This is a genomic window from Stutzerimonas stutzeri KOS6, assembly GCF_000307775.2.
In the GTDB taxonomy this organism is placed as follows: Bacteria; Pseudomonadota; Gammaproteobacteria; order Pseudomonadales; family Pseudomonadaceae; genus Stutzerimonas; species Stutzerimonas stutzeri_B.
Window position 1 is genome coordinate 305547 of record NZ_KK020675.1, and the last position, 13392, is coordinate 318938.

Here is a 13392-nt window from a genome sequence, read left to right on the forward strand (position 1 = left end):
TGTGCGAAGCTCTGCTTATTGCATCGCCTAAACAGGGGGTGATGTTGTGGCGAGCCCTGAGTGAGGCTCTGATAACTCGTTTCGTTGGGGTGGCTCTAATTGAAGAAATGACTCAAATGCTCTTTCGCGCACCTGAATCGGAAGAAGTTGAAAGGCTGCTTAAGGAGGTGGTGGATAATGCTAGTAACGATCAGCAACTCTTTGAGGTAGCGATTGCAGCCAGCGTGAACGGCAAAGAGGCGTGGCTGGATCGTGTCATTCAGACTGACGAATCTTCTGGGGTGGTCTGGCGGCGTCAACGAGCGCAGAAACTGTATGGCTTCAAAAGCGGGAATCCGCTTCTCGATGTTTGGCCTGAGGGGCCAGAAGAGAATCTTCAAATATCACGAAGAAATGAAACAGCACAATGGCGACATAAAGAAGCCTGCGCGCGCTATTGGTGGAGCTCTTACTGGAAGTCAGAGAGCGATGAGAATGCATTCGCAGCGTGGATTCTCTTCATGGAATCAGCAGATCGGCGGGCGTATGGCTGGATGAGATTGGAAACAGATGAACTCGATGAGTTCGCTCCCACAATTCAGAGTCGTTTGGCACATGCCAACTACAATGTAAGCAACTTGAAATCTGCAATTAAAAAGCAGGAGAACCAGCTAGATAGGAAGTTTTTAGGTCGGACAATCATTGAGGGAATTGGTCCTTGGGGAAAAGCTACAGGCTAGCTTATTAACGAAATGCGAGTATAGGCTGGGGATGTCTATTGGAGCGGGGGGTGAATAAGCGCTGCTTTCATAGAGCCATTCAACCCTCAGATGCGCTCCTGCGGCTCGACTCAAGCTTGTCCGCTTTTGGCCGGCTTCTGTCACTCCTAATTGGTAGAGCTCAGCTAGTTCCGGGCTGATCAGTGCTTGGACGACGAGCGAGCGGCGTTGCGACACTCAAAGGACAAGTATGTCCATTTCCACACTAGGGAAACTAGGCCAACTGGAACTGCCCACGGAGGTGCAGCGCAAGTCGCGATCGCCATCGCTCCACGACCAGCCCCGCTAAGTCTGCCAGGTTGCTGTCAGTTGAATTCATGATGGCATGGACGGCGGAAAGCAGGTTATCCGCCAAATCTTGTTCGGGGCTCATTCCTAGTGTGCGGATAAGAGTGATTGTGTCTTGCGATTGCCCTGGCGCGCCGCGCCAGTCCTTCGGCCACTCGAAGCGGTGTTTATAAAAATTTGCTGCTCCGTTTGCGATCGCGACGTAGCTCAGGCTTGACCTCGAATCGAGATCTGCCTCCAACGACATCACGGCGTTTTTATTTATCTTCTGTCCGTTTAGCTCGTAGATCCGCTTTACAATCGAAACCGTCTCGGTGATGGCCGCCTGAATAAGTACAAACATGGCCCCGAGCAGTACACCGACCTCGTCGTACATTAGCTCCGCTGGGTGATCCCAGAATTTGCGCCCCGGATGGCCTATGTCCCGGAGGCGATCAGACCAAGCATCGAGTGCTTGTTCAGTTAACTCCGCGTGCGATCGGATTACGCTGGAGAGGGGAAACTGATCGAGCTCGTCTTCTAGCTCCTGCACCAATCTCAATATCTGCGTTTGCTTGTCCAAGATGTCCTCCTATGCAGATGGGCATCATAACGTCAGCAGACTCCAATGCGCCTCGCTGGATGCGTACAGGGAGACTGTTTCTGGTCGAATCTGCTCTCCCTGGATGACCGCTCCTGGCCGATTTCTGCCCGTTTCGACAGCCAGGTTTGGGTGGACTGCAGCCGGTCATGGCTGACAGTAATCCCCCTGAAATAAATACTCGGCGGCGGAACTGAATACATTCGACCAGCAAATAGTGCTTGCGAGAAGCTCTTCGCCTTTCCCTGCCAAAAAAACTTCAGTTGCGTTCGGATAGTGCCGCAGCAAGTGCTTTGCACTGGATCTGACATCCTCCGGCAGCTCGACACTTCGTGACAACTCGACCAAAAAATCTCTGGTGTGGATGGCTACCCTGGTGCGCTCATGCGGCATGGTCATGCCAAGCCCTCCAAATAATGTTCCAAACCTTGGTTCATAAGGACTAGCAGACCTATATTGGCCAACACTCACATGGCCTAGCCACTCAGTTCTGTCATATCGACTCATACACCCTGGCATGAGCGGCCCTACGATATTCCTTAGTTTTTATGTACTCGTTCTGGATAAATCTAGCTCTTAAACTCGCACCAACAAGCCCTCACCAAATAAATATCAGGGATATCTATGCTGGATGTGGGCTTTTGAGTTGAGGTTTAGGACCGCGTATTGGGATAACTAATCGCAGAAAGTGCAGTTGTTCCACGAACAACCATTGGTCACCGGGAGAATCAGCGAGTGTGATTCGCTGGGCGGCCGGAAAACCGGCTCGACATATCGAATGGGAAATTCGCTCGCGCTCATGGATGCCACACCTGCCCGTCCATCATCTGCTCGGTCGCTTCAGTCACGCTTGCGCTTGTTGCCCATGCGTACGCCGATATCCATCAGGAACTGAAAGAAGCCGTCCTGATCCTCCAGCACGTTGCTCCAGAACGGCGAGTGATAGAGCGCGACGGCACCATGCACCAACGCCCAGGCTGCGCAGTAGTGGAAGTAGGGAGGCACGTCTTCCAGCTTTCCTTCGGCGATGCGCCCCTTGATCAGCTGGGTCAGGTGCTCGAAGTTCGATGCGCGAATACTGTGCAGTTGCTCGACCATTTCCGGCACCTGATTGCCCTTGACCACCTTCTCTTCGAGGCGATCGAACAACCGATAGCGCTGGGGATCACGCATGCGGAACTCGAAGTAGGCGCGCGATAACGCCTCCTTGTCGCGGTCCAGATCAGGAGAATGCAACAATCTGTTCAAATCGCGCTCATAGTCGAGCATCAGCCGCAGGTAGATTTCAGCCTTGGATTTGAAGTGCTTGTAGATGGTGCCTTTGCCGATACCCACCGCATCGGCAATCATCTCGACAGTGACGCTGTCCTCGCCCTGGTCGAGGAAAAGCTGCAACGCGGTATCGAGAATTTCCTGTTCGCGACGGCGAAATTCGCGGACCTTACGAGGTTCATTCTGCATAAGAAGGCTGCTTCGGTGAAAATCGAGACCGCCATTATGCCTAACCGGTCATGAAATGCACGGAACATCCAGCAATGATTCAATTAGATAACGAATTCCCGCAAATAGTCGGTTTGAGATATCTGAACCACGCGGCCGTCGCACCCTGGCCTCGCCGCGCAGCCCGCGCCGTGAGCGCCTTCGCTGATCAGAATGCGACCCTGGGCGCACGCGACTACCCACAATGGCTCACGGTCGAGCGCAGCCTGCGCCAGCGCCTGGCCCGGCTGCTCAATGCGCCGACCAGCGCCGACGTGGCATTGGTGAAGAACACATCCGAAGCGCTGTCCTTCGTTGCATTCGGGCTGGATTGGAAGAACGGGGACCGGGTCGTCATCAGCGATGAAGAGTTCCCATCCAATCGCGTCGTCTGGGAGGCTTTGCGGCCGTACGGCGTAGAGGTCATCCAGGTCAGCCTCAAGGGAGCCGATCCGGAAGGCGACCTCCTCGCCGCATGCGGACCGCGGGTACGATTGATGTCGATCAGCGCCGTGCAGTACGCCAGCGGCATGCGGCTGGATCTCGACCGCCTAGGGGCAGGCTGCGAACAGCGAGGTGTACTGCTGTGCATCGATGCGATCCAGCAGCTCGGCGCACTGCCCTTCGACGTCCGGCAAAACCGCTGCGCCTTTGCCATGGCTGATGGCCACAAATGGATGCTCGGCCCCGAAGGGCTTGGCGTGTTCTATTGCCGCAGCGACCTGCGCGAGCACTTGAAGCTGCACGAGTACGGCTGGCACATGCTCGAGCACGCCGGTGACTACGACCGCAGCGAGTGGGAGCCGGCACGCAGTGCCAGGCGCTTCGAATGCGGCAGTCCGAACCTGTTGGGCGCCATGGCACTCGAAGCGAGCCTGTCGGTGCTCGAGGAAACAGGAATGGAGCGGGTCGCCGCATCGTTGAATACGCGAGTCGACTGGCTGCGCCAGGGGCTGGCCGCACTGGAGGGAGCCGAAATACTCTCGCCCGCCGAGGAAGATCGACGCTCCGGCATCCTCTCATTCCGCCTCGCAGGCTGGGAAAACGCGGCGCTGTTCGAGCAACTCAAGGCCGAACAAGTGGTCTGCGCGCTACGCGGAGGCGGGATCCGACTGTCTCCACATTTCTACACGGCGGAACACGTGATCGAAGAAACGCTCGCCCTGCTTCATGGCCTGGCAGCGCACTGAAGGCGATCAATGAACGGGAGCGGTATTCCAAATACGTTTAAAAAGCATGGAAATGCGTCTGCAAACTTGCAGTACAGGGCTAATACTTGACTGACTGGCGAGGCAATCCCCCCCACTGCCTCACCAGATGAGGTCGCCAGGATTGCGATTTCATAACTCCTAATGGTCTTGGCCCGGCTTCTCCGAAACCGGGTTTTTTTTGTCCTGGCCAAGCCAGGCTCACGCCGTCCCGGGCTGCAAACGCGTCCGTCGGATCCGGAAGCACAACCAGAGAAAGCCCACCCAGACAGGCATGGCGAACACCGACATTCGGATGCCGGGCAACCACAGCATGATGACCAGAATTGCGCTTACGAAGGCCAGGCACAAATAGTTGCTCAGCGGGAACCAGAATGCCTTGAAGCTCGGCTCCACGCCCTGGCGCCGCATCGCCCGACGAAACTTCAGATGGGCGAGGCTGATCATTGCCCAGTTGATCACCAGCGCCGCCACCACCAACGACATCAGCAATTCGAGCGCACCTTGCGGAAGCAGGTAGTTGACCACCACGCACAACAGCGTCACCAGCGCCGAAACGGCGATCGCAAGCACCGGTACGCCGCGGCCATTGATCTTCATCAGGCTGCGCGGTGCATCGCCTTGCTCGGCCAGCCCGTACAGCATGCGACTGTTGCAATAAACGCCACTGTTATAGACCGAGAGCGCAGCGGTCAGCACGACGAAGTTCAGCAGGTGCGCTGCCGTATCACTGCCAATCAGGGAAAAAATCTGCACGAAGGGGCTGCCACTGTATGGATCGCCCGCCGAACCCAGTGTCTGCAGCAGTGCATCCCACGGATAGAGCGCCAGCAGCACCGTCAGCGCGCCGATATAAAAGATCAGGATGCGATAAACCACCTGGTTGATCGCCCTCGGGATGACGGTCTTCGGATCAGCCGCCTCGGCAGCCGTAATACCCACCAACTCCAGCCCGCCGAAGGAAAACATGATGATCGCCGAAGCCAGCACCAGACCGCTGAAGCCGTTGGGGAAGAACCCGCCGTGGCTCCATAGGTTGCTGATGCTCGCCTGTTCCCCGCCCTGCCCGCTGACCAGCAGAAACAGGCCGAGCAGGATCATGCCGATGATGGCTGCGACCTTGATGATAGCGAACCAGAATTCCGTCTCGCCGAAGGCTTTCACGTTGGATAGATTGATCAGGTTGATCAGTACGAAAAACGCCGCCGCGGTGGCCCAGGTGGGAATCTCCGGCCACCAGAACTGCACGTACTTGCCCACCGCCGTCAGTTCGGCCATGCCTACCAGGACGTACAGCACCCAGTAGTTCCAGCCGGAAAGGAAACCGGCGAATCCGCCCCAGTACTTGTGCGCGAAATGGCTGAAGGAGCCGGCGACCGGCTCTTCGACGATCATCTCACCGAGCTGGCGCATGATCAGAAAGGCGATGAAGCCGCCGATGGCATATCCGAGGATCATCGACGGGCCAGCGCTTCTCAGTACGCCTGCCGATCCGAGAAACAACCCGGTTCCGATCGCGCCGCCCAGCGCAATCAGTTGAATATGGCGATTCTTCAGGCCTCGTTGCAGCGGCCCCGTGTGCAGCGTGTCAGCGGACATTACGCAACCTTATGAACAGGAAGAATGATAGCGGCGCGCACCCGGTGCGCGCCGCGTGGGGCTGGGACTGAAGAGACGGATCATGGCGCGCCAACGGCGGCTGACGGCATCACGATCGCGTCAGCCACAAACCCGCGCCAGCGGAAATAGTCGTTTGAAGTTTTCCGTAGTTTGCTCGGCCAGTGCCTCGAACGGCACTCCGCGCAGCTGTGCGAGGAACTCGGCTACCTCGCGCACGTATTGCGGCAGGTTGGCCTTTCCACGATACGGAATCGGTGCCAGATAGGGCGCATCGGTTTCCACCAGCAGGCGGTCAGCGGGTACTTGCCGCGCCACCTCGCGCAACGCATCGGCATTGCGAAAGGTAACGATGCCGGACAGGGAGATGTAGAACCCCAGGTCGAGCGCCGCCCGGGCCATTTCCCAGTCCTCGGTGAAGCAATGCAGGACGCCTGCCTGTGGCAACGCCGCATCCCGAAGCAATGCCAGCGTGTCTGCACGAGCCGCACGGGTATGCACGATGACCGGCTTGCCCGTTATGCGAGCCGCCTCCAGATGCAGGCGAAACGACTGTTGCTGCATCTGCGCTGCGTCAGGCTCGTAGTGATAGTCGAGCCCGGTTTCGCCGATGGCGACGACATGCGGGTGCTGCAGCTCGCCCAGTAGCCAGTCCAGCAGCGGCTGGCTGCCCGGCTCAAGATCCAGCGGATGCACACCGATCGAGCAATCGACGTCGGCATAACGTTCGGCCAACGCCTTGACCGCCGCCGCATTGTCCGCGCTGACGCCGATGCACAGGAAGTGCCCGACCCCACGCGCTCGCGCAGCACCGAGGGCAGCGTCGAGCGAGCCGCCATGGGCGCTCAGGTCGAGTCGATCAAGATGACAGTGGGAATCTACCAGCATGGAAGGCGCTACTTATCGCAAAAAAAAAGCGATTGTAGAGCAAAAAACCAGTCAAGAGAGCCGGCGCCGCTTAGGCCAAGCGAGCGCTGCGCAGACCGTGCCTCACATCGTATGGGTCGGACGATCCGACTTGAGCGCACCGGCCAGGTAGGTCTCGATCTTGTTGCGTGCGGTGCTGTCGCCTTCGTTGAACTGGACGCCGATGCCGGCTGCCCGACTGCCCTGAGCGCCTTTCGGGGTGATCCACACGACCTTTCCGGCCACCGGAATCTTTTCCGGTTCATCCATCAGGTTGAGCAGCATGAACACTTCGTCGCCGAGCTTGTAGCTCTTGTTGGTCGGAATGAACAGACCGCCATGCTTGATGAAGGGCATGAACGCAGCATAGAGCACCGACTTGTCCTTGATGGTCAGGGACAGAATGCCGTTACGCGGACCAAGATTTGCTGGCAGGCTCATGCAGTGTTCCTAACGAAGATACCGATCGATTCTAGCCCGCGCCAGGCAGCGTTGCCCACTGCACCAGTAGCGCTTCGAGAAGCAAGACACGGTTGAGGTTGGCTTTGCCCAGAACCTTTTGCCGATGCTCCAGCAACCAATCCTGCAAGACCAGTACTTTTTGCTGAGACGACTTCTGCGCCAGGTATTGCACGACCTTCTGCATATCGGCAGCGCCGAGCCCGGCCGCATCGCCGGCCATCTGGTACCGCAGGATCAGGTGCGTCCACTCGCAGAACCAGTCGAACAGCAGGATCAACGGCAGCGCGTTCCAGCCTTCGGCCAGTTGGCTGGGTGACTGCTGTTGCTTGAGCAGCTTCTTCACCCCGTCCACCACCAGCGCTCGCAGCTCCAATACCTTCTGCTCGTGTAGTTTCCGGGCTGCCAGTGGCGAACCTGCCGCCAGTGTCAGCAACTGCTCGCGCAACTCAGGGGCAAGCTCGGGTAGTTGGCCGGCTAGCCAGTCGAGGCTCTGTTGGCGTCCCGGCAATGGGCAGGCCTGCTGGACACAGCGGCTCTTGATGGTTGGCAGCAGGCGACTGGGCTGGTGGCTGATGAGCAGCAGCACCGTATCGCCGGAGGGCTCCTCGAGGCTTTTCAGCAACGCATTCGCCGCATTCAGGTTCATGGCTTCGGCCGGCTCCAGCAGCACTACCTTGCGCCCACCCAACTGGGCGGTCTGCGTGACGAAGCCAACCAGATCACGCACCTGATCCACCCGTATGGCCTTGTCGGCCTCCTCGGGCTCCAGAATGTAATGGTCCGGATGGGTGTGCGCAGCCAGGAGCTGGCACGCCTTGCAGTTTCCGCAGGCATGCCCATTGGCGGGACGCTGGCAAAGCAGCAATGCCATCAGTTGCTCGGCTAGCTGACGTTTTCCGATGCCTCCCGGGCCGTGCAGCAAGTAGGCGTGCGCGTGCCGAGCACGGCCTGCCAGTTGCCGCCAGAGTTCTGCCTGCCAGGGAAGGACTTCAGCCATCGAGACGCTCCAGCAGCTCGGGCACCAGCACATCGATATCCTGCTGCACGGCGTCCAGCGACTGGCCGGCGTCGATAACCCGATAGCGCGACGGCGCGGTCCGAGCCCGTTCCAGATAGGCCCGCCGTACCGATTCGAAGAAGCGCATTCCTTCCTGCTCGAAACGATCGAGGCGGCCTCGTGCCGCAGCTCGCGCCAGCCCCACTTCGACCGGAAGGTCGAAAATCAGGGTCAGATCAGGTCTTAGATCGCCCTGGACGAAGGTTTCCAGTTGCGCAATGCGCTGGATCGACAGCCCACGGCCGCCTCCCTGATAGGCATAGGTGGCATCCGTGAAACGGTCGCAGAGTACCACCGCACCACGCGCCAACGCCGGCCGGATGACCTGCGCCAGGTGCTGAGCGCGGGCGGCGAACACCAGCAGCAGCTCCGTATCGACGGCCATCGGCTCGTACGCGGGGGTAAGCAGCAGTTCGCGAATGCGCTCGGCCAGCGGCGTACCTCCGGGCTCGCGGGTCAACACCACATCCAGACCGCGGGCTCGCAAGCGCTGCGCAAGGTACTCGCGGTTGGTACTTTTCCCGGCCCCTTCGGGGCCTTCGAGGGTGACGAAGAGTCCGTTCATTGAACACTCTCGCCGTTAGCCGGCGTCTGGCGTGGTGGGGGACTTGAGCGATAGTCGGCACGCCGCTTGAGCTGATACTCGCGCACCGCGCGATTGTGCTGGTCAAGCGTATCGCTGAAGACATGGCTGCCATCACCGCGGGCAACAAAATAGAGGCTGGTGCCTTCAGCCGGATGCAATGCAGCGTGAATCGCCTCGCGCCCGACCATGGCAATCGGCGTCGGTGGCAACCCGGCGTTGGTATAGGTGTTGTAGGGTGTCGGCTTGCGCAGATCGGCACGCGTGATACGCCCCTTATAGGCCTCGCCCATGCCGTAAATGACGGTCGGATCGGTCTGCAGCAGCATGCCGCGCGCCAGCCGCCGCACGAAGACACCGGCGATCTCGCCACGCTCCTCCGGCACACCGGTCTCCTTCTCGATGATCGAGGCCATGGTCAGCGCCTGGTAGGCGTCCTTGTATGGCAGGCCCTCAGCCCGCCGCTGCCATTCCTCGTCGAGCACCTGCTGCAGCCGCGCATAGGCCCGGCGCAGGAGGTCCACATCGGATGCACCGCGGGTATAGCTATAGGTATCAGGGAAGAACCGTCCCTCCGGGTGCAGGTCAGGCGCACCGATTCGCGCCATGATTTGCGCGTCGGACAGACCGTCCAGCGTTTGCTGCAGCTTGGGCTGACCCTGCAAGGCACTTAGCAACTGGCGGAAATTCCAGCCCTCGACCAGGGTCAGGCTGTACTGTACGACCTCGCCGCGCTGCCACAGGCCGATCATCTCTCGCGCAGTCATACCCGGAGCCAGACGGTATTCGCCGCTATGCAGGGGCTGGCCAGACAGATTCAAACGCCAGTAGAGGCGTAGCCAGAAGGCGTTCTCAAGTACACCCTCAGTCTCCAATCGCTGAAATACGCCGCTGGGCGTATCGCCCGGTCGCACGTCAAGCAGAAGGGCATCGTCAGCGACGACCAAGGGTTGCTCCAGGGCAGCATGCTGTTTCCAGGCGAACAGCCCGAATGCGATCGCTGCCAACAGCATCACCGTCAGCAGCAAGACAAGAAGTTTACGGATCACGAATCACTCAACAGGTCGGCGACAACGGATTGCAGTTTACGGGTCAGCGGACCGACCGGCCAGACACGCTCAGCCAAACCTGTCACCGGCCAGACACCGTAGAGGCTGTTGCAAAGGAAAACCTCATCGGCCTGCAGCAGTTCGGCGTAGCTAATGTCCCGCTCGACGACCGGTAGCGCCAGTTGAGCAGCCCGTGCCATGACCTCCGCACGCATGACACCGGCAACGCCACAGCGCACCAGCGAAGCAGTACACAACGTGCCGTCTTCGATCAGGAACAAGTTGCTGAACACGCCCTCGACCACCCTGCCGGACACATCGCGCATCAGGCCTTCAGCATAAGCGGGGTCCTGCCACTCGGCTCGTGCCAGCACCTGCTCCAGGCGATTCAGATGCTTGATGCCGGCGAGCAAGGGCTGCTCGGCGAGACGCGTACTGCAAGGAAAGAGCCGCACACCGGCTTCGGCATGCCGTGGCGGGTAGGCGGGAAGCGGCGCGCCCAGTAGCAGGCGCTGAGGCTGGCAAGGCTGTGGCGGCGCATAGCCGCGCTGGCCGATGCCACGTGTAACGACGAGCTTGGCGACGCCCTGCCCCAGCAGCTGACAGAAATGCACCAGCTCGTTGCGCAACTCGACAGCGTCGATGGTAATGGCGAGACGTCGGCAGCCCTCACTCAGGCGTTGGAGATGCCGCTCGATCAGCAGGGCCCTGCCGTCCACCACCCTGATCGTCTCGAACAGCCCGTCGCCATAGGCCAGTCCGCGATCATGAACAGGCAGCCCATCGCAGGGCTGCCCGTTCAGCCAGCTCAATGTCACTCGGCGAACCGGCGGAACACCAGCGAACCGTTGGTTCCACCAAAGCCGAACGAATTGGACACGGCGACGTCGATTGGCCTCGGCTTGGCCTGGTGCGGTACGAAATCGAGGTCACAACCTTCGTCCGGCTCGTCCAGATTGATGGTCGGCGGCGCAACCTGATCGCGAATGGCCAGCACGCTGAAGATCGCCTCCACCGCGCCGGCGGCGCCGAGCAGATGGCCGACCATGGACTTGGTGGAACTCACCGACAGTTCATAGGCATGGCCGCCGAAGACACTGCGAATGGCAGCAGCCTCGGCCTTGTCACCCGCGGGCGTGGAGGTGCCGTGGGCATTGATATAGTGCACCTGCTCGACATTCAGCTGAGCGTCCTTCAGGGCATTGCGGATACAGCGCGCTGCACCGGCGCCATCGTCGGGCGGTGACGTCATGTGGAACGCGTCGGCGCTCATGCCGAAGCCGATCAACTCGGCATAGATGTGTGCACCACGCGCCTTGGCGTGCTCCAATTCCTCGAGCACCAGCGCTCCGGCACCATCGGATAGCACGAAGCCATCGCGCTGCCTGTCCCACGGTCGGCTCGCCGCAGCCGGATCATCATTGCGGGTAGACAATGCGCGCGCTGCCGCGAACCCGCCAATACCGAGACCGCTGGCAGCCATTTCGGAGCCACCGGCAACCATGACATCGGCTTCGCCATAGGCGATGTTGCGCGCCGCCATACCGATGCAATGCGTGCCAGTGGTGCAGGCGGTGGCGATGGCGTAATTCGGACCCTGCAGCCCCAGGTGGATAGACAGGAAACCTGACACCATGTTGATGATGGAACCCGGCACGAAAAACGGTGAAATACGCCGTGGGCCCTGCTCGATCAGCGCCTTGCAGCTGTTCTCGATATTGGTCAGCCCGCCGATACCGGAGCCCATGGCGACGCCGATGCGCTCACGATTGGCGTCCGTGACTTCCAGTCCGGAATCACGCACAGCCTGAAAACTCGCTGCAAGACCATATTGAATGAACAGGTCGAGCTTGCGTGCCTCTTTGGCCGGCAAGTACTGCTCGACATCGAAATCCTTGATCGACCCACCAAAACGAGTGGAATAGGCAGAAAGGTCCATGTGCTCGATCAGGCCGATGCCACTACGGCCGGCCAGAATTCCCTGCCAGCTGCTTGGCACATCGTTACCCAGTGGCGATAGCATGCCCATCCCGGTGACTACGACGCGTCTACGCGACACAGCGATTACTCCTATACCTAAACCTACTTGGCTCGACTGCCGCCGAGACAGGAACGACCCCCGGGGCAAAGCCGCAACCCGAGACAATTCCTCTCAAAGAAAAGCCGCACTACCTCGATCAAGGCAGTGCGGCTTTCCTGGTTCCGAAGCGGATTACAACTTACTGCGCGTGCGCGTTGATGTAATCGATGGCTTCCTGAACGGTGGTGATCTTCTCAGCCTGCTCGTCCGGGATCTCGGTCTCGAATTCCTCTTCCAGAGCCATCACCAGCTCAACGGTGTCAAGAGAGTCGGCACCCAGGTCTTCGACGAAGGAAGCGCTGTTGGTTACTTCCTCTTCTTTAACGCCAAGTTGCTCAGCAACGATTTTCTTGACGCGTTCTTCGATGGTGCTCATACCTTGTTTTCACTCCTATGGAAAAATCAGGCAGCTGGTCTGCGCGGTAGTGTATAGAAAGCGTTTTCCGCATTTCAAGCTGGAAGCAGGCAAGCATGACCTCGCCTTCAACCATCTGTCTATAAGCCAGCTGCAGTTTTATAGCTAATTTAAAAAGACAGTCGTTATGACTGCCCTCCTGCCTTGGACGTCACACTCAGCTCATGTACATGCCGCCATTCACCGGCACCGTGGCACCCGTGACATAGGCAGCGCCGTCCGAAGCGAGAAACGCGACGACCTTGGCAATTTCTTCGGCCTGACCGAGACGGCCCAGGGGAATCTGCCCCAGGAGCGCATCACGCTGGGCTTCCGGCAACTCGCGAGTCATGTCGGTATCGATGAAACCAGGTGCCACGGAGTTCACCGTGATACCACGCGACCCAACCTCACGAGCCAATGCACGGCTGAAACCCTCCAGACCGGCCTTGGCTGCGGCGTAGTTTACCTGCCCTGCATTGCCCATGGCACCAACCACGGAACCGATATTGATGATTCGCCCCCAACGCGCCTTGGTCATGCCACGCAGCACCGCCTTGGAGAGGCGATACAGGCTGTTCAGGTTGGTATTGATGACGTCATACCATTCGTCATCCTTCATGCGCAGCATCAGGTTGTCGCGAGTAATGCCGGCATTGTTGACCAGAATGGCCGGCTGCCCGAGGTGCTGCTGGATGTGCTCCAGCGTGCTGCTGACCGACTCGTCGTTTCCAACATCGAGCACCAGGCCGGCACCTTCGATACCGTTGTCCTTCAGGGTTTCGGCAATGCGCTCGGCACCGGACGATGTGGTCGCCGTACCGATCACGATGGCACCCTGGCGGCCCAACTCAAGGGCAATGGCCTGGCCGATCCCGCGACTAGCGCCGGTTACCAACGCCACCTTACCTTGCAGATTCATAGCATTCTC

15 protein-coding genes and 1 pseudogene are annotated in these 13392 nt (G+C 59.3%); 2 read left to right on the plus strand and 14 right to left on the minus strand.

Annotated features, from left to right (window positions below; translation table 11 throughout):
• Positions 1-719 (plus strand): hypothetical protein (locus tag B597_RS46835; RefSeq protein ID WP_192939376.1); only part of this gene is annotated, 719 nt, incomplete at its 5' end.
• Between the two features lie 253 nt (positions 720-972).
• On the opposite strand, the gene B597_RS25395 is transcribed toward B597_RS46835, so the two are convergent.
• The 4 genes and pseudogenes from B597_RS25395 to B597_RS25405 all read right to left on the minus strand — a co-directional run bounded on the left by B597_RS25395 (position 973) and on the right by B597_RS25405 (position 3087).
• Positions 973-1608: a hypothetical protein gene (locus B597_RS25395; RefSeq protein ID WP_024161594.1), complete on the minus strand. Its 636-nt coding sequence runs from the start codon at positions 1606-1608 to the stop codon at positions 973-975.
• A 165-nt stretch (positions 1609-1773) separates the two neighbouring features.
• Positions 1774-2025 carry a BPSL0761 family protein gene (locus B597_RS25400; protein WP_003293540.1) on the minus strand — a complete coding sequence of 84 codons (252 nt, stop codon included), beginning with the start codon at positions 2023-2025 and terminating at the stop codon, positions 1774-1776.
• 279 nt (positions 2026-2304) lie between these two features.
• Positions 2305-2427: pseudogene (locus tag B597_RS46190) on the minus strand (radical SAM protein); the annotation flags it as partial.
• Positions 2428-2466: 39 nt separating this feature from the next.
• Positions 2467-3087 (minus strand): TetR/AcrR family transcriptional regulator, encoded by a 621-nt coding sequence (locus B597_RS25405; RefSeq protein ID WP_003293537.1) that lies wholly within the window; start codon positions 3085-3087, stop codon positions 2467-2469.
• A gap of 74 nt (positions 3088-3161) precedes the next feature.
• Between B597_RS25405 and B597_RS25410 the strand changes: the two genes are divergently transcribed.
• Positions 3162-4295, plus strand: coding sequence for an aminotransferase class V-fold PLP-dependent enzyme (locus B597_RS25410; RefSeq protein WP_003293536.1), 1134 nt, complete (start codon positions 3162-3164; stop codon positions 4293-4295).
• A 219-nt stretch (positions 4296-4514) separates the two neighbouring features.
• Here B597_RS25410 and B597_RS25415 read toward each other — a convergent pair whose 3' ends face one another.
• From B597_RS25415 to fabG, 10 genes are all read right to left on the minus strand, one after another.
• Positions 4515-5912: an amino acid permease gene (locus tag B597_RS25415; RefSeq protein WP_003293535.1), complete on the minus strand. Its 1398-nt coding sequence runs from the start codon at positions 5910-5912 to the stop codon at positions 4515-4517.
• A gap of 120 nt (positions 5913-6032) precedes the next feature.
• A complete protein-coding gene (locus tag B597_RS25420) occupies positions 6033-6818 on the minus strand; it encodes a TatD family hydrolase (protein ID WP_003293533.1) in 786 nt (261 codons plus the stop codon).
• Positions 6819-6920: 102 nt separating this feature from the next.
• Complete coding sequence (locus B597_RS25425; protein ID WP_003283656.1) at positions 6921-7277, minus strand: PilZ domain-containing protein; 357 nt, start codon at positions 7275-7277, stop codon at positions 6921-6923.
• A 31-nt stretch (positions 7278-7308) separates the two neighbouring features.
• A complete protein-coding gene (locus tag B597_RS25430) occupies positions 7309-8295 on the minus strand; it encodes a DNA polymerase III subunit delta' (RefSeq protein ID WP_003293531.1) in 987 nt (328 codons plus the stop codon).
• Positions 8288-8920 carry a dTMP kinase gene (tmk, locus tag B597_RS25435; protein WP_024161596.1) on the minus strand — a complete coding sequence of 211 codons (633 nt, stop codon included), beginning with the start codon at positions 8918-8920 and terminating at the stop codon, positions 8288-8290. The genes B597_RS25430 and tmk overlap by 8 nt, the downstream gene beginning before the upstream one ends.
• Positions 8917-9987, minus strand: coding sequence for an endolytic transglycosylase MltG (gene mltG / locus B597_RS25440; RefSeq protein ID WP_003293528.1), 1071 nt, complete (start codon positions 9985-9987; stop codon positions 8917-8919). Before mltG ends, tmk begins: the two co-directional genes overlap by 4 nt.
• Entirely contained in the window at positions 9984-10799 is an 816-nt protein-coding gene (pabC, locus tag B597_RS25445; protein ID WP_003293526.1) for an aminodeoxychorismate lyase, read from the minus strand. The genes mltG and pabC overlap by 4 nt, the downstream gene beginning before the upstream one ends.
• A 2-nt stretch (positions 10800-10801) precedes the next feature.
• Positions 10802-12046 (minus strand): beta-ketoacyl-ACP synthase II, encoded by a 1245-nt coding sequence (gene fabF, locus B597_RS25450; RefSeq protein ID WP_003293525.1) that lies wholly within the window; start codon positions 12044-12046, stop codon positions 10802-10804.
• 160 nt (positions 12047-12206) lie between these two features.
• Positions 12207-12443, minus strand: a complete 237-nt coding sequence (acpP, locus tag B597_RS25455) for an acyl carrier protein (protein ID WP_003283670.1) — start codon at positions 12441-12443, stop codon at positions 12207-12209.
• 196 nt (positions 12444-12639) lie between these two features.
• Complete coding sequence (gene fabG, locus B597_RS25460) at positions 12640-13383, minus strand: 3-oxoacyl-ACP reductase FabG (RefSeq protein ID WP_003293523.1); 744 nt, start codon at positions 13381-13383, stop codon at positions 12640-12642.
• Positions 13384-13392: the final 9 nt, after the last annotated feature.